General features: G+C 60.4%; 19 protein-coding genes. 18 read left to right on the top strand and 1 reads right to left on the bottom strand.

The window, feature by feature from the left end:
- From rplO to AB5Z25_RS09215, 14 genes are all read left to right on the top strand, one after another.
- The gene (gene rplO / locus AB5Z25_RS09280; RefSeq protein ID WP_006235267.1) at positions 1-450 is read left to right on the top strand and encodes a 50S ribosomal protein L15; all 450 of its coding nucleotides are present in this window, start codon (positions 1-3) and stop codon (positions 448-450) included.
- Positions 444-1,730: a preprotein translocase subunit SecY gene (gene secY / locus AB5Z25_RS09275; RefSeq protein ID WP_035137447.1), complete on the top strand. Its 1,287-nt coding sequence runs from the start codon at positions 444-446 to the stop codon at positions 1,728-1,730. Before rplO ends, secY begins: the two co-directional genes overlap by 7 nt.
- Before the next feature lie 18 nt (positions 1,731-1,748).
- Positions 1,749-2,375 (top strand): adenylate kinase, encoded by a 627-nt coding sequence (locus tag AB5Z25_RS09270; protein WP_006235269.1) that lies wholly within the window; start codon positions 1,749-1,751, stop codon positions 2,373-2,375.
- A complete protein-coding gene (gene map, locus AB5Z25_RS09265) occupies positions 2,372-3,160 on the top strand; it encodes a type I methionyl aminopeptidase (RefSeq protein WP_006235270.1) in 789 nt (262 codons plus the stop codon). The genes AB5Z25_RS09270 and map overlap by 4 nt, the downstream gene beginning before the upstream one ends.
- Positions 3,161-3,264: 104 nt before the next feature.
- Entirely contained in the window at positions 3,265-3,483 is a 219-nt protein-coding gene (gene infA / locus AB5Z25_RS09260) for a translation initiation factor IF-1 (RefSeq protein WP_035137443.1), read from the top strand.
- A gap of 150 nt (positions 3,484-3,633) precedes the next feature.
- Positions 3,634-3,747: a 50S ribosomal protein L36 gene (rpmJ, locus tag AB5Z25_RS09255; protein ID WP_006363204.1), complete on the top strand. Its 114-nt coding sequence runs from the start codon at positions 3,634-3,636 to the stop codon at positions 3,745-3,747.
- Between the two features lie 14 nt (positions 3,748-3,761).
- Complete coding sequence (gene rpsM / locus AB5Z25_RS09250) at positions 3,762-4,136, top strand: 30S ribosomal protein S13 (protein WP_022094275.1); 375 nt, start codon at positions 3,762-3,764, stop codon at positions 4,134-4,136.
- Positions 4,137-4,150: 14 nt separating this feature from the next.
- Entirely contained in the window at positions 4,151-4,555 is a 405-nt protein-coding gene (rpsK, locus tag AB5Z25_RS09245; protein ID WP_006235274.1) for a 30S ribosomal protein S11, read from the top strand.
- Positions 4,556-4,574: 19 nt separating this feature from the next.
- Positions 4,575-5,171: a 30S ribosomal protein S4 gene (rpsD, locus tag AB5Z25_RS09240; protein ID WP_006235275.1), complete on the top strand. Its 597-nt coding sequence runs from the start codon at positions 4,575-4,577 to the stop codon at positions 5,169-5,171.
- A gap of 32 nt (positions 5,172-5,203) precedes the next feature.
- A complete protein-coding gene (locus AB5Z25_RS09235) occupies positions 5,204-6,145 on the top strand; it encodes a DNA-directed RNA polymerase subunit alpha (RefSeq protein WP_006235276.1) in 942 nt (313 codons plus the stop codon).
- A 30-nt stretch (positions 6,146-6,175) separates the two neighbouring features.
- Positions 6,176-6,643, top strand: coding sequence for a 50S ribosomal protein L17 (rplQ, locus tag AB5Z25_RS09230; protein ID WP_055287451.1), 468 nt, complete (start codon positions 6,176-6,178; stop codon positions 6,641-6,643).
- Positions 6,644-6,735: 92 nt separating this feature from the next.
- Positions 6,736-7,560, top strand: a complete 825-nt coding sequence (gene truA, locus AB5Z25_RS09225; protein ID WP_195919230.1) for a tRNA pseudouridine(38-40) synthase TruA — start codon at positions 6,736-6,738, stop codon at positions 7,558-7,560.
- 203 nt (positions 7,561-7,763) lie between these two features.
- Complete coding sequence (locus AB5Z25_RS09220; protein ID WP_368135379.1) at positions 7,764-8,762, top strand: glycosyltransferase family 2 protein; 999 nt, start codon at positions 7,764-7,766, stop codon at positions 8,760-8,762.
- A 132-nt stretch (positions 8,763-8,894) separates the two neighbouring features.
- Positions 8,895-9,332 (top strand): arginine repressor, encoded by a 438-nt coding sequence (locus tag AB5Z25_RS09215; RefSeq protein WP_006235280.1) that lies wholly within the window; start codon positions 8,895-8,897, stop codon positions 9,330-9,332.
- A gap of 181 nt (positions 9,333-9,513) precedes the next feature.
- On the opposite strand, the gene AB5Z25_RS09210 is transcribed toward AB5Z25_RS09215, so the two are convergent.
- A complete protein-coding gene (locus tag AB5Z25_RS09210) occupies positions 9,514-11,748 on the bottom strand; it encodes a transglycosylase domain-containing protein (protein ID WP_368135378.1) in 2,235 nt (744 codons plus the stop codon).
- Positions 11,749-11,913: 165 nt separating this feature from the next.
- On the opposite strand from AB5Z25_RS09210, the gene AB5Z25_RS09205 reads away from it, so the two are divergent.
- The 4 genes from AB5Z25_RS09205 (at position 11,914) to AB5Z25_RS09190 (ending at position 18,401) form a co-directional block, all read left to right on the top strand.
- On the top strand, positions 11,914-13,884 hold the full coding sequence (locus AB5Z25_RS09205; RefSeq protein ID WP_368135377.1) for a U32 family peptidase: 1,971 nt from the start codon (positions 11,914-11,916) through the stop codon (positions 13,882-13,884).
- A 97-nt stretch (positions 13,885-13,981) separates the two neighbouring features.
- The gene (gene tyrS, locus AB5Z25_RS09200) at positions 13,982-15,193 is read left to right on the top strand and encodes a tyrosine--tRNA ligase (RefSeq protein WP_346969629.1); all 1,212 of its coding nucleotides are present in this window, start codon (positions 13,982-13,984) and stop codon (positions 15,191-15,193) included.
- A gap of 394 nt (positions 15,194-15,587) precedes the next feature.
- On the top strand, positions 15,588-17,408 hold the full coding sequence (locus AB5Z25_RS09195) for an adenine deaminase (RefSeq protein ID WP_368135376.1): 1,821 nt from the start codon (positions 15,588-15,590) through the stop codon (positions 17,406-17,408).
- 198 nt (positions 17,409-17,606) lie between these two features.
- Complete coding sequence (locus AB5Z25_RS09190) at positions 17,607-18,401, top strand: Cof-type HAD-IIB family hydrolase (RefSeq protein WP_368135374.1); 795 nt, start codon at positions 17,607-17,609, stop codon at positions 18,399-18,401.
- Positions 18,402-18,630 lie beyond the last annotated feature (229 nt).

Below are 18,630 nucleotides of genomic sequence, written 5' to 3'. Positions count from 1 at the left end.
ATGCAGCTTCACGATCTTACTCCCGCGCCCGGTTCCACCAAGAACCGCAAGCGCGTCGGCCGTGGCAATTCTTCGGGTCACGGCACCACTTCTGGCCGCGGCCAGAAGGGCCAGGGTTCCCGCTCTGGCGGCACCAAGGGTGCCGGCTTCGAGGGTGGCCAGACTCCGCTGGCCATGCGCCTGCCCAAGCTTCCGGGCTTCCGCAACCCCCGTCGTATCGAGTACACCGCCGTTAACGTTGAGCGTCTCGAGCGTAAGTTCGAGGACGGCGCTGTGATCGACGGTGCCGCTCTTAAGGCCGCTCGCATCACCAAGAGCGAGTTCGAGCCCGTCAAGGTGCTCGGCAATGGTGAGCTCACCAAGAAGTTCACGGTCAAGGTCGACAAGGTCAGCGCTTCTGCGCAGGCCAAGATCGAGGCCGCCGGCGGAAAGGTCGAGCTGCCGTGCTAAATGGTCTTAAGAATGCTTTCCGCATCAAAGAATTGCGCGAAAAGATTCTTTTTACCATAGCTATGCTCGTCGTGTACCGCATTGGTGCGCACGTTCCTGTGCCCGGCATTCCCTTCCAGGGGATGCTGGGCCTTTTCTCGACCGATAACAATTCGGTCGCCGCAGGTGCTATGGCCCTCCTGAATCTTTTCTCTGGCGGCGCGTTGAGCTATGTGTCGGTGTTTTCGCTGGGCATCATGCCTTACATCACCAGCTCGATCATCCTCCAGATGCTCCAGGCCGTCGTGCCTTCCCTGCATGAGCTTGCCCGCGAGGGCGAGGTCGGTCAGACCAAGATTACGCAGTATTCGCGTTACCTCACCCTGGCTCTGGCAATCCTCAACTCCGTGGGTTACCTCTTCCTCTTTAAGAGCTTCGGCATCAGCTTCAATGGCGCCGGCGCTCCCGAGATCATCTTCGACCTCATGATCGTCGGTACGCTCACCGCGGGCGCCATGCTGATCATGTGGATTGGTGAGCTCATCACCCAGCGCGGTATCGGCAATGGCATGTCGCTGATCATCTTCGCGAACATCATGGCCGGTCTGCCGCAGGCTATCTTCTCCAGCACCGAGGGCAACGCCGGTGGCATCATCACCATGGTGATCATCTGCGCCATCATCCTGCTGGTTATCCCGCTGATTGTTTTCCTTGAGCGCGGCCAGCGCCGCATCCCGGTCTCCTACGCTAAGCGCGTCGTGGGCCGTCGCATGATGGGTGGCCAGACCACCTACCTGCCCATCAAGGTCAACACCGCGGGTGTCGTGCCGATCATCTTCGCTTCGGCGCTGCTGTACTTCCCGGCTCAGATTGCCGTGTTCTTCCCCGGCATCGGCTGGATTCAGGCAGTTGCCTCCGCGCTTTCGACCGGTTGGCTCAACTGGGTGCTTAACGTTGTCCTCATCGTGTTCTTCGCGTACTTCTACACCTCCATGGTGTTCAACCCCGATGACACGGCCGATAACCTTAAGAAGCAGGGCGGCTTTATTCCGGGCGTCCGTCCGGGTAGGGCTACCGCGGCCTACATCAAGAACGCGCTCAACAAGATCACGCTTCCCAGCGCTGTCTTTTTGGCGCTCATCGCCATCGTGCCTTCGATCATCTTCTCCTTCACGGGTAACCATCTGATCCAGGCATTTGGCGGCACGTCCATCCTCATCATGGTCGGCGTCGTGCTCGACACGGTCGACAAGCTCGAAGGCCAGATCAAGATGTATGATTACGATGGATTCTTTAAATAGGCTAGAGGAGGATTGCTCATGAACCTCGTATTGCTCGGAGCTCCGGGTGCCGGTAAGGGCACCGTCGCACAGGAGCTCGTCGCCGAGTTTGGCGTCGCCCATATTTCCACGGGCGACCTGCTGCGTGCTGCCGTCAAGGGTGGCACCGAGCTTGGTATTCAGGCTAAGAAGTACATGGACGCTGGCGAGCTCGTTCCCGACCAGCTCGTGATCGACCTTGTCAAGGAGCGCCTTGCCGCCGATGACGCCCAGCAGGGCTTCATCCTCGACGGCTTCCCGCGCAACACCGCCCAGGCTGTGACGCTCGATTCCGAGCTCTCCGCCATGGGTCGCGAGATCGATTGCGCCCTTCTGGTCGATGTGGCCCCCGAGGTCATTATCGATCGTCTGTCTTCGCGTCGCACCTGCCGCGCCTGCGGTTACACCGGCACCGCTGCCGATGCCACCTGCCCCAAGTGCGGTGGCGAGATGTATCAGCGCGACGACGACAAGCCCGAGACCATCAAGAACCGTCTCGACGTCTACGAGAAGTCCACGAGCCCGCTCGTTGACTACTATCGTGGCCAGGGTCTGCTCAAGTCGGTCAACGGTGACCAGGCTCGCGAGACCGTGTACGGGGATGTCAAAGAGGCTCTCGGTCTATGATCAAGATTAAGTCTGCAACGCAAATCGAGCAGATGAAGAAGGCAGGAGCGCTATCTAAGATGGCGCTCCGCCACGTTGGAGCCATGGTGCGCCCCGGCGTTTCGACTTTTGAGCTCGATCAGCTCGCGGAGCAGATTATCCGCATGCATGGTGGCACCCCAGCCTTTAAGGGTTACGGCGGGTTTCCCGGAACCATTTGCGCATCGATTAACGATGCCGTGGTACACGGTATTCCCAACCCCGACATGATCCTGCGCGATGGCGATATCATCTCCATCGATACGGGAGCCGTTGTCGACGGTTGGGTCGGCGATAACGCTTGGACGTTTTTCGTCGGCACCCCCACGCCCGAAGCCAAGGCTTTGTGCGAGGTCACGCGCGATTGCCTTAAGGCTGCCATCGAGCAGGCTGTTCCCGGTAACCATATCGGGGACGTCGGTTATGCCGTTCAGTCCCTCGCCGAGTCTCACGGTTACGGCGTGCTTCGTGATTATGTGGGCCATGGCATTGGCCGCGTGATGCACGAGGACCCCAACGTTCCTAACTATGGAAAGAAGGGGAGGGGCGTTCGCCTCCAGGCCGGCATGGTCATTGCCATTGAGCCGATGGTTACGATGGGTTCCAACCATGTGAGCACGGGTTCCGACGGTTGGATCGTCACGACCAACGACCACCTGCCCGCCGCGCACTACGAGAACACCGTCGCCATTACCAATGACGGCCCGGTGATTCTCACCACGGATGCGCAAGGTGCTTGGTGTTCGCTCCAAGGCGGAGAAATGTAACAAGTTCCACTTAGTTGTGGAGCCATTACGAAGTTATTACGATGCGTGCATATGTGTTGTAGAATACTCAATCGCTGTCGTTTTCTAGAGAAAGATGATTGCTTGTGAAGAAGGAAGACGCAATTGAGCTCGAGGGTACGGTAAAGGAACCGTTGCCCAACGCCATGTTTAAGGTCGAGCTCGAGAACGGTCATTCGGTTCTGTGCAACATTTCTGGCAAGATCCGAATGAATTACATCCGTATTCTCCCCGGTGACAGGGTTGTCGTGGAGCTTTCCCCGTACGACCTGACCCGCGGCCGCATCACCTATCGCTACAAATAGCGGCACGCATACACGCACTCCATTTCCGACTGCAGGCTTAGCTCAACCTATGGTCGGATTGTGTGTGAAGACCAGCCATAGTTTTAAACGCCTGCGGCTGGGCGAGTAGATAGTAGGGAAGTAGTTTGAGCGCTACCGAAAGGAAGAACGATGAAGGTACGTCCTTCGGTCAAGAAGATGTGCGATAAGTGCAAAATCATTAGGCGCCATGGCAAGGTCCTCGTCATTTGCGAGAACCCCCGTCATAAGCAGCGTCAGGGTTAAGAGAGGAGACTACGTTGGCCCGTATTAATGGTGTCGACCTCCCGCGTGAGAAGCGCGTTGAGATCGGTCTGACCTACATTTACGGCATCGGCCGCACCACTGCGACGAAGATTTGCGTCGAGTGCAACGTTAACGTGGATACGCGCGTTAAGGACCTCACCGAGGATGAGGTTAACGCCATCCGCGATTATATCGACAAGAACCAGATCATGGTTGAGGGCGACCTCCGCCGTGAGCGCAACCAGAACGTCAAGCGCCTTATGGACATCGGCTGCAACCGCGGCCTTCGTCACCGCAAGGGCCTCCCGGTCCGCGGCCAGCGCACCCACACTAACGCTCGTACCCGCAAGGGCCCGAAGCGTCAGATCGGTGCTAAGAAGAAGAAATAAGGAGCGCTAGATAGATGGCTACTGCTAAGAAGAACGTTCGCGCTGCCCGTCTGAAGCGCGCGGACCGTAAGAACATTTCCGTGGGCCAGGCTCACATTCGTTCTACGTTCAACAACACGATCGTTTCGATCACCGATCCCCAGGGCAACGTCATTTCCTGGAAGTCGGCTGGCCAGGTGGGCTTCAAGGGCTCCCGTAAGTCCACGCCGTTCGCTGCCCAGATGGCTGCCGAGGCTGCTGCCAAGCAGGCCATGGAGCACGGTATGAAGAAGGTTTCCGTCTTCGTCAAGGGCCCCGGCTCCGGTCGTGAGACCGCCATCCGCTCCCTCCAGGCTGCTGGCCTCGAGGTCTCGAGCATCCAGGACAAGACCCCCATTCCGCACAACGGCTGCCGCCCCAAGAAGCGTCGCCGCGTGTAACTGAAAGGATCGTATCAATATGGCAATCGACAGGACTCCTGTTCTTAAGCGCTGCCGTCAGCTCGGGATCGATCCCGCTGAGCTCGGTTACAGCAGCAAGAAGGAATCTATCCGTCAGCCCAAGCGCCGTCGCAAGGAATCTGAGTACGGCATGCAGCTGCGCGAGAAGCAGAAGGTCAAGTTCATCTATGGCGTTCTGGAGAAGCAGTTCCACGGCTACTTCAACAAGGCCCGTAAGATGAACGGCGTCACCGGTGAGAACCTCATGATCATCCTTGAGTCTCGCCTCGACAACGTCGTCTTCCGTCTTGGCTTCGCCCGCACCCGCAAAGAGGCTCGTCAGTCCGTCCGTCACGGTCACTTCACCGTGAACGGCAAGCGCGTGGACATCCCGTCTTACCGCGTCAAGGCCGGCGACGTCGTCGCTGTCGGCGAGAAGTTCCGTGACCTCCTCCCCATCAAGGAGGCCCTGATTTCCTCCGAGCGCTTTGAGGTCCCTGGCTGGCTCGAGGTCGATATCGAGAAGCTGTCTGGTAACGTGCTCGCTCTGCCGACGCGTGAGCAGATCAGCGGTGATATCAACGAGCAGCTCATCGTCGAGCTCTACTCTAAGTAGTCCATCCGGGCTGCTGAGGCTGGAGGTAATACATGTCAGAATTCATTAGGCCTCAGGTTCAGGTCGAAGAGATCAACGAGACGTCTGCTCGTGTCTCCGTCGAGCCGCTCGAGCGTGGCTACGGCGATACGCTGGGTAACTCCCTTCGTCGCGTTCTTCTGTCCTCGCTCGAGGGTGCCGCCGTCGAGGCTATTCAGATCGATGGCGCGCAGCACGAGTTCATGACCATCCCTAACATGGTCGAGGATGTCACCGACATCGTCCTGAATGTCAAGGGTCTTGTCTTCAGGGCTCTCGGCACGACCGACGAGGCGACCGCCACCATCTCGGTTGACGGCCCCTGCGAGGTCACCGGTGCGGACTTCTTTATTCCGTCCGAGTTTGAGCTGGTCAACCCCGAGCAGCACATCGCTACGCTCACCGAGGGTGGCCATCTCACCATGAGCATGCGCATCGGCTATGGCCGCGGCTATGTTTCTGGCGAGGCCAACAAGCGCGACAACGATCCCATCGGTGTGATCCACGTCGACTCGCTGTACTCGCCGGTTTCCCGTTGCGCCAAGCTCGTTGAGGCTTGCCGTGTCGGTCAGCACACCGACTACGACCGCCTTGTCCTCGAGATCGAGACCAACGGCTCCATCGCCCCGCGCGACGCCGTGGTCCAGGCTGCCAATATCATCAACCAGCATATGGCCGCCTTTATGAACCTTGCCGAGACCCCCGAGGTCGAGGAGGAGGCTTCGATCTTCGCTCCCGAGGTCACCAACGACAACGCCGAGCTGGACAAGCAGATCGAGGATCTGGACCTTTCCGTCCGTTCCTACAACTGCCTTAAGCGCGCCAGCATTCACTCGGTCCGTCAGCTCGTTGAGTTCTCGGAGAACGATCTGCTCAACATCCGTAACTTCGGTGTTAAGTCGATCGAGGAAGTGAAGGACAAGCTTGAGTCCATGGGCCTGAGCCTGAAGGCTTAATGCTTCGCATATTTGAGGAGAAACTAGACCATGCGTCATAACGTTAAGAAGGGCCTGAAGCTCGGCACCGATGCGAGCCACACCAAGGCCATGAAGAAGAGCCTTGCTAAGGCCCTCTTCGAGAACGACCGCATCAAGACCACCGAGACCCGCGCTAAGGCGCTGCGTTCGGTCGTCGATCCGATCATCACCTGGGCCAAGAAGGGCGACCTGCACTCTCGTCGTCTGGCTATCGCCAAGCTCGGCGATAAGCAGCTCGTTGCCGAGATCTTCGACAAGGCTGCTCAGGGCATGTGGCAGGACCGCAACGGCGGTTACACCCGCATCATGAAGCTCGGTAACCGCAAGGGCGACAACGCTCCCATCGTTATCATGGAGCTCGTCACCGAGCCTTGCACGCCTAAGGCCAAGAAGGCTGCTCCGGCCCCCAAGAAGGCCGCTGCTCCCAAGAAGGTCGAGGCTGCCGAGGAGGCTCCTGCTGAGGAGACCGCTGAGTAGACAATCCGTCTGCATAGGCTATATTCGAGGGGTACGTTCGCGTACCCCTCTTTTTTTGTCGAAATGCCATTGCCTGTTTGTTGGGAGCGTCCATGACCGCGCCGTCTGATTTCAATTCGATTCCCGAGCTCGATGCCACGCTCGTTTTCCGCGTGGCCTACGATGGCTCGTCCTACAGCGGCTTTGCCGAGCAGCCCGGTCAGACGACGGTTGCGGGCGAGCTGCGCCGCGCTATCGAGACGCTCCTGCGCCGTCCGATTGTCCTGACGTGCGCGGGGCGTACCGATGCCGGCGTACATGCCGTGGCTCAGTACATCAGCGTGCCCGTAACGGACGCTGAGCTCGCTTGTACGCGCCGTAGGTGGCTGCGGGCTATGGATGCCCTGCTACCCAAAGATATCGCCATAAACGAGGTCTACAAGGCCCGTAAAGGCTTTTCTGCACGCTTTGATGCGCGTTCACGTACATATACGTACCGTATTGCCGATCGCGACGCGCGTCCCGTGCTCTCACGGGGTGCCGTGTGGTGGCATCGCTATCCCTTGGACGTCGAGGCCATGTCTGCGGCCTGTCCCGCGCTTTTGGGTGAGCAGGACTTTAAGAGCTTTTGCAAGGTTGCCTCGGCCGTTGGCAAGCCCACGCATCGCTGCGTGATGCGTGCCGAGTTTGGCCATGAGGTTGCGTTTGGCGAGGACATCCTGACGTTTACCATCGAGGGCAATGCGTTTCTGCATTCGATGGTCCGCACGATCGTGGGCACGCTTGTCGAGATTGGCATGCATCGCCGTGAACCCGAGTGGATGCGCGAGGTCATCGATGCTTGCGACCGTACCGCTGCGGGCCCCACGGCTCCTGCCTGCGGCCTTACGTTTATGGGCGTGGATTACGATCCCGCCGAGCTTGTCGTGCTCGACTAGGGGAGGGCTCGACGCGTCGTGCGTCGACACCTGTCATCTGTGGGCTGCGCGTGTGCAACATCTGTTCTTGACGTGCAATACAACTGGTGTCTCATTGCTTTTATTGCCGGGGTGTACCATGAACCACGGTTTGATTTATTGCTGTCGAGAGGACGGATAACTTGGTTCGACGTGGCTCGCATCCGCGACTTTCGGTGATCCTTGTGTTAGAAGGTTCGCCCAGCTATGCGATGCGTGCGCTCGAGAGTATCCAGAACCAAGACCTCTACGATTTGCAGATTGTCGTTGTCTGCCGCGATGCTGCGCCTGGTGTGCGCCATTCGCTTCAAGTTGCCGCCGACAGGGACATCCATATTGATTTGATTGACGTCGAGGACGCGAAGCGCGGCGCTTGTCTTCGTGCCGGTTTTGCTGCCTCGCGCGGCTCTCAAATCATCGCCATGAACGCCGATGAGTGGTTTGCTCCGCAGTCTCTTTCCAAGATGGTCGATATCGCGTGCGATACTGCGGCAGACATAGTGCTCCCCACGGTGTCGCTCGACCGCTATGATGCACATCGAGAGCGCCATTCGCGCGTCTTGGATGTTGCCCCTATTGTCATTGAAGACAAGTCTTCGATGGTGACCGGGCTGTCCCAGTTGATTTTAGGCGGCCTAGTCGCTCAGACCTCTGGCGTGATGTACAGCCGCTCGCTGTTTGAGGCATGCCTTTTGTGCGACAAGGTGTTTCGCACAGTTGGGTTTATGACGTGCGCGCTCTCGCGGGCGCAGTGCGTCTCCGGCTGCGGCGACGCTTGTTTCCACGCCGCGGCACCTAAGCTTACAGATGCCTTTGATCCCACCATGTATGCCAAGGTATCCGATGACATCCGAGCACTCGACGAGCTTGCGGACTCACTCTCGGAAGCAGATAGCGGTGGTCGGCTCAAGCTGGCAAGCCAAAAGTTCTACTTTGCCGGACTGGTCGCCTGCATCGAGAATTTGTGCCTGAGCCCGCATGGGTTGTCGTCAATCGAGCGTTCCGCCCGCATGCGTGATATGCTCGATGCGCCTCGAACCCGTCAGATGGTCGCCGCGCTCAAGGACAACCATCGGGGACTGGGTCTGTTGTTTGGACCGATTGCCCGTGCCAAGCCTACGCGTTGCGTGTTGTATACGCACCTGGCCGCTTTTTTTAACCGCACGGGCGCCAAAACTGCTTAAGACGGCTATGTTTGAAACAATCTTGCATGGAATTGTTTCGAAATGCGTTCTTATTCACAAATACCCTTTAATAGCGCTAAACTATTCAATCACTGATTGATTGTCTCCGCCATCTTTGGAGTGAGGTTTTGTATGGCTAAAAAACGCAATGGGCGCCAGGATGCCATCAGAGATATCGTGCGCAACAAGGACGTACGCACACAGCGCGTTTTGGTAGACGAGCTGCGTGCCATGGGTTTCGATTGCACGCAGGCGACCGTTTCGCGCGACATCGCGGATATGGGACTGCGTAAGCTCCCGGAGGGCATCTATGTCCTTGCCGAGGACCTGCATTTGCAGCGCATGGTCTCCGAGTTGGTTACCGGCGTGCTGCGCACCGACAATCTGGTTATGATCAAGGCACAGCCCGGTACGGCTTCTGGTATTGCCGCAGCCGTCGATGCTGCGGAGCTGCCCGATGTGCTCGGCTCGCTTGCCGGCAACGACACGATCCTGGTCATTGCGCAGACGGCCGAGGACGGCGAGCGCCTTGAAGCGCTCATCAACAAGCTGAGTAACTCTCGTAAGTAGGAGATGCACGGCGTGCGCGTCGTTACGTATACGCAGTTTCATAAACTTGTAGGGACGCCGGCTAGAGCCGGCGTCTTTTTGTGTCGGTGCCTGGAGACGTACGATGGCATTGTCCGGGAAAGACGAAAAAGGGGCCCGTGCAGCTGCGCGCTGTCCGGGCCCCTTTGCTGGCTATGGCTGGCTACTGACCTGTTGAAGGATCGGGCGTGGGGGTAGGCGTGGGAGTGGGAGTAGGGGTAGGGGTAGGAGTAGGAGTAGGAGAGGCGCCCTCGCCGCCACTGCCGCCGCCGCCGGTCGTGCCGTCTCCGCCCGTCGTGCCGTCTCCGCCCGTCGTGCCGTCTCCGCCGGTCGCACCGTTGCCGCCGGTCGTATCGCCACCCGTGGTCTCGGTCGTTGTGGTAGTCGTCGTTGTTGTGGTGGTCCCCTCCTTGTTTTCGTCTCCCTCGTTTTCCGACTTCCTGGCGTTGCTGGTGCCGTAGAACTTCCAGACGTTATTGTTCTTGTACGTGGGAGCCGTGCCGGTCGGGAATTCCTCGCGCCCGGTGCCCGCAAGAACAGTGTTCATAAACTTCTTAAAGACGGGCAGGTTGGTGCTATCGCCCAGCAGGTCCATGCCGTACTTTTGGATGGGAATCTCGCCTGCGGAATAACCGGTCCACAGGGCGCATGCCAGCTGCGGCGTGTAGCCGCAGAACCAAAGGTTGGTGGTGTTGTCAGTGGTGCCCGTCTTGCCGGCATAGGGCTGGTTGACGCTCAGCGCGCCGGCGGCACCCGTGCCGCTGCCCTGCATGACGCCGGTCAGGACGTCGGTCACTGCCGCGGCCTCGCCGGTGGAGAGCACCTGCGAGGGGTTATCGGTGTGCTGGTACAGTACCGAGCCAGTTCGCGAATCAATCTCGGTGATGGCGATCGGCTGGCGATAGTAACCGCCGTTGGCAAACGTGGCATAGGCCGCGGCCATCTCGAGCGGCGAGATGGAGCCGGTACCGAGCGTCATGACGGGAACGTCCTCGATATTGTCCTTAGATGGATCGATGCCGAGCTTTTTGACGAGGGACATGATCTTGTTATTGCCGATAGCCTCTGCAACCTGGATATAGCCAGTGTTGGAGGAGTATGCCGTCGCCTGCTTGAGCGTGATGGTGCCGTAGCTCTGCTTGTCATAGTTTTGCACCTTGGTCGTGGTGCCCTTGGCTGTAAGAGGCGAGTTGCAATTGAGGGTGACGTTGGGGTTCATGCCGTTTTGGATGGCAGTGGCCAGCGTAAAGGCCTTAAACGTGGAGCCTACGGGACGCTTGGCCGTGGCGTGGTTCACGTGGTTCTCGTCGGCGTTATAGTCGTAGCCGCCCACCATGCACTTGATGTAGCCGGTCTTGGGGTCGACGACGACCATGCCCATGTCCAGGCCGTCGAGCGAAAGCGTGTCGAGCTGGGCGCGCACGGCCTCCTCGGCAGTCTGCTGCATGGTCGGGTCGATGGTGGTTTTGACGGTTAGGCCGCCCTTAAACAGCACGTCGGTGGAGAACTCCTGCTCCAGCAGCTGCTTAACATAGGCGACAAAGTAGGGCTGCGAATACACGTCGACGCCACTGCCCGAAATCTCAGTTACGTTGAGGGTGATGGGCTCTGCCTGCGCGGCGTCGTGCTCCTTCTGGGTGATGTGGCCCAGGCGCAGCATGTTATCGAGAACCTTGTTGCGGCGAGACAGTGCCAGATCGGGATTGACCGTGGGGTCGTACTGCGAAGGCGAGTTGGGAAGGCCGATGAGCAGCGCGGCCTCGCTCAGGGTGAGGTCGGCGGCGCTCTTGGACAGATAGGTCTCGGCTGCGGCCTCGATGCCGTAGGCACCGTGGCCGTAGTAGATGGTGTTGAGGTACATCATGAGGATCTCGTCCTTGGAGTACATCTCCTCCATCTTGATGGCGATGTAGGCCTCGCGGACCTTACGCTCGATGGTCGAATCGAACTGCTCCTCTTGCAGGATGGTGTTACGCACCAGCTGTTGGGTGATGGTCGAGGCACCCTCATGGCCACCGGAAAGGGTCGCCACTGCTGCGCGAGCAATGCCCCACAGGTCGATGCCGCCATGCTCGTAGAAGCGCTCGTCCTCGACGTCGACGGTGCCCTGCAACACGTACGGGGAAACCTGGTCCTTGGTGATGGACTTGCGGTTTTGCGTGTAGAAGCTCGCGATCTTGTTGCCGTTGCAATCGACGATCTCGGTGGGTTCACTCACCAGATAGGCGTTGGCGTCGGTATAGTCGGGCAGATCGGACAGCCAACGATTGACGTTGCCGACCATGCCAATCCCAAACGCTACGCCCGCGATGAGCAAAAGGCCCAAGAACGAGAGCAGGATCATGGGCAGGGCATGCGTCTTGGAACGACTGCGCCCCTGTCGTTGGCGAGGACCCATATATTGACCTCCAGGTATGTCGTGCCGGGCGGCGGGTGCGCCGCTGGGGCAGGATGGACATAAGTTATTACACGATAAACCAAACGAGGCGCGCGAGGCCTCGTGTATGCTGGATGACGGTTTTTTTCAGAGTGAATGCATACCTTGTTGGTAAGGAGTTTGCCGATGGCGATTCGGACGACGGGGCCGAGTGGACAATGCGATAACGAGCCGGGGGCTGCCGAGGCGGCGCTGCCCGAGCTGCTGGCGCCTGCCGGCGGACTCGATCAGATGCTCGCGGCGATTGCAGCGGGTGCCGATGCCGTCTATGCGGGCCTGGGCGGGTTTAACGCCCGCGTGAGCGCACACGGCTTTACCGACGACGAGTTCGCCCGCGGCTGCGTCGTGGCGCATGCGCACGGCGTGCGTGTATACGTGACCCTCAACGTGTTTGTGTTCGACGACGAGTTGGCCGACGCGGTGGCACTGGGGGCACGCGCGCAAGAGTTGGGTGCCGACGCCTTGATCGTGGCGGATGCCGGTCTGGCCTGCGCGTTGCGCGCGGCGATTCCCGGGGTCGAGATTCACCTGTCCACGCAGGCGGGCGTTCATAGCGAAGGCGCCGTGCGCCTGGCTGCCGATGAGCTCGGGGTCGAGCGCGTGACGACCGCCCGCGAGCTGGCGGTCGACGAGATTGCCGCCCTGTGTGCTACCGGCGTGCCTATCGAGGTGTTCTGCCACGGCGCGATTTGCATTGGATATTCGGGCGCCTGCGAGTTTTCGGCCCTGCGGCGTGGACGATCGGCGATGCGTGGCGACTGTACGCAGCCGTGTCGCTTGGCGTACGACCTGGTGGACGAGGCGGGGGAGAGCGTCACTTCAGTGGAGGGCGATCGTCTGCTATGCCCGCGCGACTATCTGGGCATTGCGCACCTGCCCGAGCTTGTTGGGGCCGGGGTGGCGTCGCTCAAGATCGAGGGGCGCATGAAAAACCCCGACTACGTGTTCAACGTGGTGCGGGTGTGGCGTCGTGCACTCGATATGCTGCGCGATGGCGCGTGGGATGCCGCTGCCGTGTCGGCGCTCGAGCGCGAGTTGGGCAGGTCGTTCAACCGCGGGTTTACCGATGCGTATCTGCGGGGGCGATCGGGTGCTGAGCTCATGAGCTTTGAGCGCGCGATTAACCAGGGCGTGCGCGTGGGCCACTTGGTGACGGTGGGTCACGAAGAGGTGACCGTCGAACTCGATGCCGCCGTGGCCGCAGGTGACACGCTCGAGATCCGGTTCTATCCGGGTGCCGATGCACGCCCCGATGTGCCCAAGCGCTGGCCCCAGGTGCCCTGCCCGGTGGATGCAGCAGCGGGGGAGCGCGTTGTCGTGCACTGCAAGCGCAAGGTGGATGCGGGATGCGAGGTGTACCTGATTCGCAGCGCCGGCGTGTTGGAGCAGACGGCGACGGCGCTGGGGCACATGCGGGTCGAGGCGGACGCGGTCGTACCCGTTGCACGAGCCGTTGAGGTGCTGCCCTTTGAGGGCGCCGTGACTGTTGGCGACGTGCCCGAGGCGGCGTTGACGGAGCCGACGGAAAAGGGGGCTTCCGATCGCATGGTCTTTGCCTGGCGGCTGATGGATGCCGACCCGCGCGGAGAACTCGATTTGTCCGACGCCGTTGTGGTGCTTGACGAGGTCTGTCGTGCAGCCGATGCCTCGCGTACCCGCTCGCTTATGCGGCGTGCCGGGCGCGTCGTCTGTCGTAATCTGGGACAGGTGGCGATGGCGCGTGAGCTGGGCGTGGCGTTTGACGTTGCGGCACCGGTGTTTTGCGCAAACCGGGTTACGCTCGCCTGGCTACGCGGGCTCGGCGCGGGCTGTGTGTATGTGCCTGCCGAGCTTGTCGCCCACGACGCGGAGCGTGTTGCCGAGCTTTCCGCTTGCCCCGGTGTCTTGGGGCCTGTCGATGCCGGCCGTCCCGAGCTCATGGTGTGCGAGCACTGCTTGCTGACTGCCGAGGGCGCCTGCGCCACGGATGCGACGGGGCAGGTCCGTTGCCGTGACTGCTCGCGCCGTCAGCAGGGGCGCTTTTTGGTCGAACGTGACGGCACGCGTTTGCCGGTCGTTATCGACGCGTGCGGCAGGACGAGGATTTTCCTGTCGTAGGTGTTCGGCCGCGCCGTTTTGGTTATTATGAGTGGGTTTATGAACTTCGAGCACCGCCGTATCCGGTGAGGGTGCTATAGCAAAAGGAGGATACCCAATGCTGTCTGTCGACGAGCAAATGCGTATCATCACCTCGGGCGCAGCGCAGATCGTCCCCGAGGCCGACCTTCGCAAGAAGCTTGAGAAGGGCGAGTCCCTCAACATCAAGCTCGGCGTCGATCCTACCAGCCCCGACCTGCACCTGGGCCATGCCGTGCCCCTGCGCAAGATGCGTCAGTTCCAGGACCTGGGCCACAACGTCACCCTCATCATCGGTAACGGTACCGCACTGATCGGCGACCCCTCGGGCAAGAACTCCACCCGCCCGCAGCTTTCGCAGGAGCAGATCGAGGCCAACGCCGAGACCTATGTCAGCCAGGCCATGAAGATCCTGGACCCCGAGAAGACCACCATCGTGCACAACGGCGACTGGATCCTGTCGATGGATCTGGCCGGCCTGCTGCAGGTGTGCTCCAAGTTCACCGTCGCCCGCATCCTCGAGCGCGACGACTTTACCAAGCGCTACCAGTCCCAGACGCCGATCGCCCTGCACGAGTTCCTGTACCCCGTGATGCAGGCCTTCGACTCCGTTCAGATCAAGGCCGACGTGGAGATGGGCGGCACCGACCAGCTCTTCAACCTGCTCGCTGGCCGCGAGCTTATGGAGAAGATGGGCATGGAGCCGCAGATCGCGCTCACCATGCCGCTGCTCGAGGGTACCGACGGCGTGCGCAAGATGTCCAAGTCCTACGGCAACTACATCGGCCTGACCGACGCTCCCAAGGATATGTTCGGCAAGACCATGTCTATCCCCGACGAGATGATCGGCAAGTACTATCGTCTGGCCAGCTCGCTCACCCCGGCCGAGGTCGACAAGATCGACGCCGCCCTGGCCGACGGTTCCGCCGACCCCTACGAGCTCAAGCGCGCTCTGGGCCGCGACCTGTGCGACACCTATCACGGCGCCGGCGCCGGCGACGAGGCCCAGGCCGAGTTCGACCGTGTGTTCAAGGAGGGCCAGCTTGCCGATTTCCCCGAGAAGCACGTCGAGCTGACCGTTAACGACGAGGGCCAGATCTACCTCGCCGGCCTGCTCAAGGACTTGGGTCTTTCGGCGAGCGCCGGCCAGGCCCGTCGCGACATCGACGGCGGCGGCGTCAAGATAAACGGCAAAGCCGTGGCTCCCAAGAGCTACAACATCGACCCCAGCGCTCTCAAGCTGGGCGACACCCTCTCCGTAGGCAAGCGCAAGGGCTTCAAGCTTATTTAGTTCCGCGGTTTTGCCAAACCGCGTAACCGGTCGATGCTGCGCGGGCCGCATCTGGACAATCTGACGTTCAGCTTCAAGGGCGCGACCAGAAGGTCAGCGCCCTTTCGTTTCACGTCACCTTGTCTCAAATGCGGCCCGCTCGCTGGCACTGCCAAAACGTCGGCGTCGCCTTGGTCGCAAGTAGTCATTGGGGACGTTCTTGAATGACTAGTCGTTTAAGAACGTCCCCAACGACTATTGGTGCTCAGCGGCAGTCCCCATTGCGCCAAGCGGCGTGTGCCGCTAAGTGGATGGGTGTTAGCGGGACCTTCTTTTGGGCATACAATGGCTATTGGCTTGCTGCGGTGAAGGTCTGTCCGCTCCGCAGCTTTTTTCTACGGTTAAAGGAGTATGTATGTCCGTTGAGGTCATGAGGTCTGTGATCGAGGCCGCCGAGGGCCGCGTGCCCGTCGACACGCTGTTTACCAATCTGCAGATCGTCGACGTGTATGGCCAGCGTGTGGCGCCCGGCAGCGTTGCCGTCAAGGACGGTGTGATCGTCGGCGTGCTCTACGATGGTCGCGACGATGTCGCTGGCACCTACGAGGCTGCCGAGGTTATCGACTGCCAGGGTCGCTATCTCGCTCCCGGTTTTATTGACGGGCATCTGCATATCGAGTCTTCGAACATCCGTCCCGCCGAGTATGCTCGCATGGCCGCGACGCGCGGTACTACCACCGCCATTGCCGACAGCCACGAGATTGCCAATGTTGCCGGTCTCGACGGCTTGCGCTTTATGATCGAGGACGGCCGCCGCGCACCCATCTCCATCAAGTACATGATGCCTTCGTGCGTGCCCGCGCTGCCCGACGAGCAGGCCGGTGCCGTTATTTCGGCTGCCGATATGCAGGCGTTTTTTGCCGAGCATCCAGGCGATGTCTTTGGTCTGGGCGAAATGATGAACCTGCCGGGCGTCTTTATGGCCGACCCCGAGACCTGCGCTCGCATCGATGCTGCCAACCAGACGCCGTCCAAGCAGGTTGACGGCCACGCGCCGCTCGTTGCCGGTAAGGACCTCAATGCCTATGCCGCAGCGGGCATTATCGCCGACCATGAGTCGACGATTCCCGAGGAGGCGCTCGACAAGCTGTCTCGCGGCATGTACGTGATGCTTCGCGAGGGTACGTGCAGCCATGATCTGGCCAACCTGTCGCCGATGCTGCTGGAGAATCCCGCGCGCGCCCGCCGCTGCTGCTTTGCGACTGACGACCGCGCTCCTTCCGATGCGCTTGCGACCGGCATGATCGACAATGCCTGCCGCGTGGCGATTGAGGCCGGTATCGACCCCGTGGTCGCTATCTCTATGGCGTCCCTCTCCACGGCCGAGGCGTTTGGCCTGGATCACGGCTGCCGCGACCCGCACGAGCTCCGCGGTGCGATTGCCCCGGGCAAGCGTGCCGACCTGCTGGTGCTCAATGACCTGACGTTTGCCACGGCTCCGCATCGCGTATATGCCGCCGGTGCTTTGGTGGCGCAGGACGGCACCTTTGTGGGCGAGATTGCACCCGAGATGGCCGAGGTTGCGGCCCTTGCTGATGAGCTGCGCGCCTCCGTTAAGCTGCCGAAGCTATCGCTCGACGTGTTCGACTATGCCTTTAAGCCGGGCGAGGCCGTGATTGACGTGGTGCCGGGCAAGGCCATCACGGGCATGGTTCGTCCCGAGACTGACGAGGACTTGCGTCGCATTATGCTGATCGAGCGCCACGGCCGCGGCGTGTCGCTGCAAGCCGAGGGCGCCGACGGCGACGGCCCCGCTGGCCTGGGTCTTGTCGGCAAGCACATCGGTCGCGGCTGGGTGCGCGGCTTTACCATCACGGGTGGCGCCATTGCCTCCACGATCGGCCACGACTCGCACAACGTGTGCGTGGTGGGCGACAACGCCGCCGATATGATGGCCGCCGTTGAGGCCGTGGGCCAAGGTGGTCACGTGCTGGTGCGCAACGGAGAGGTCGTGGCGCGCATTCCGCTGGCGCTCGGTGGCCTTATGAGCGAAGGCACGGCCGAGGACGTTGCCGCGCAGCACGACGACTTTATGGTCAAGGCGCGCGCCATGGGTATTGAGTCGCCGCTCGACCCCATCATGGGCATCATTTTCCTGCCCCTGCCGGTCATCCCGACGCTCCGCATTCGCCCCGAGGGCATGTTCGACGTCACGACCTTCACCTACGCCGACTAGTCATCGGGGACGTTCTTAAACGACTGGCCGTCGGGGTGGCGTGTCGCCTGGCGCCGCGACCGTAGGACCTCTGGCATGTGTGAGCTATTTGCCAGGTCCTTGTAACGTTTACGCCCGCGGAGTCTTATTTGAGCTCCCTTTGGGTACGTTGGAATCGGATATACGTTCGATTCCAACAAGTCCGAAGGGAGCTTTTCTATGTTTAAACTGATTGCATCCGATATGGACGGCACACTGCTTGACGAAAACGGCCAGGTGCCTCCCGAGACCTACGAACTGATTTTGGCGCTACGCGAGCATGGCGTGCATTTTGCCGCATCGTCAGGTCGTCGCTACGATCGCCTGTGCGAGTTCTTTGCGCCCGTTCGCGACAAGATGGACTTTGTCGCCGCTAACGGCGCCCAGGTCTACGCCGACGGCAAGATGGTAGACCGCGAGGTGTATTCGCACCTGGCGATTCGAAAGCTCGCCCAAGCCGTCAGGACGTTTCCCAATCTGCATCTTGCACTTTTTGACCGAACCAAGTCCTTCCTGCTCGATGACGAGTGCAAGTTCGTGCGTGAGGTCGATAAGGACCTTCCCAATGCCGAGCGCATTTGGGAGCTGCCCGATCCCAGCGTAAATATCATCAAGGCGAGTATCTTTTGCGATGACGGTGCCGTTATGGACAGCGCTTACGTACTACAGCGCGAACTCGGTCAGCTCTTTACTTTTGCGCCTTCGGGCAACGCGTGGATCGATGCCATGCAGCCCGGCGTATCGAAGGCCTCGGGCATCGCGCAGCTCGCGGAGCATTACGGCATTGGTCGCGACGAGGTCATGGCGTTTGGCGACTCGATGAACGACTACGAGATCATTCGCTTTGTCGGCACGGGCTGCGCGATGGAAAACGCGCGTCCTGCACTCAAGGCAGTCGCCGATCGCGTGGTGGGGTGCAACCGCGACCACGCTGTCCAGCAAGAACTCCGCCACGTTCTGGAGAGCCTCTCCTAATCCGGCAGTTGGGGACGTTCCTTTTAATATGAGCAGGACATTGTCAAGAGGCAAAATCGGGCCTGGCCCCAACGATATGGGGTCAGGCCCTCTCCCTATATCAGCCCGTCCGCGGCGACCTCGGCGTGTCTTACCGACGCTCGTCTTTGCAGTTTAATATCCGCCCGCGGCGATCTCTCGCTGGGCAATCCGTTGCTACGGCTGAGGCTTCTACGTCGAACCGACAGTC

It is taken from the genome of Collinsella aerofaciens (assembly GCF_040910325.1).
In the GTDB taxonomy this organism is placed as follows: domain Bacteria; phylum Actinomycetota; class Coriobacteriia; order Coriobacteriales; family Coriobacteriaceae; genus Collinsella; species Collinsella aerofaciens_BL.
Note: the sequence above shows the minus strand (reverse complement) of the source record. Positions and strands in the feature narration are given on the sequence as shown.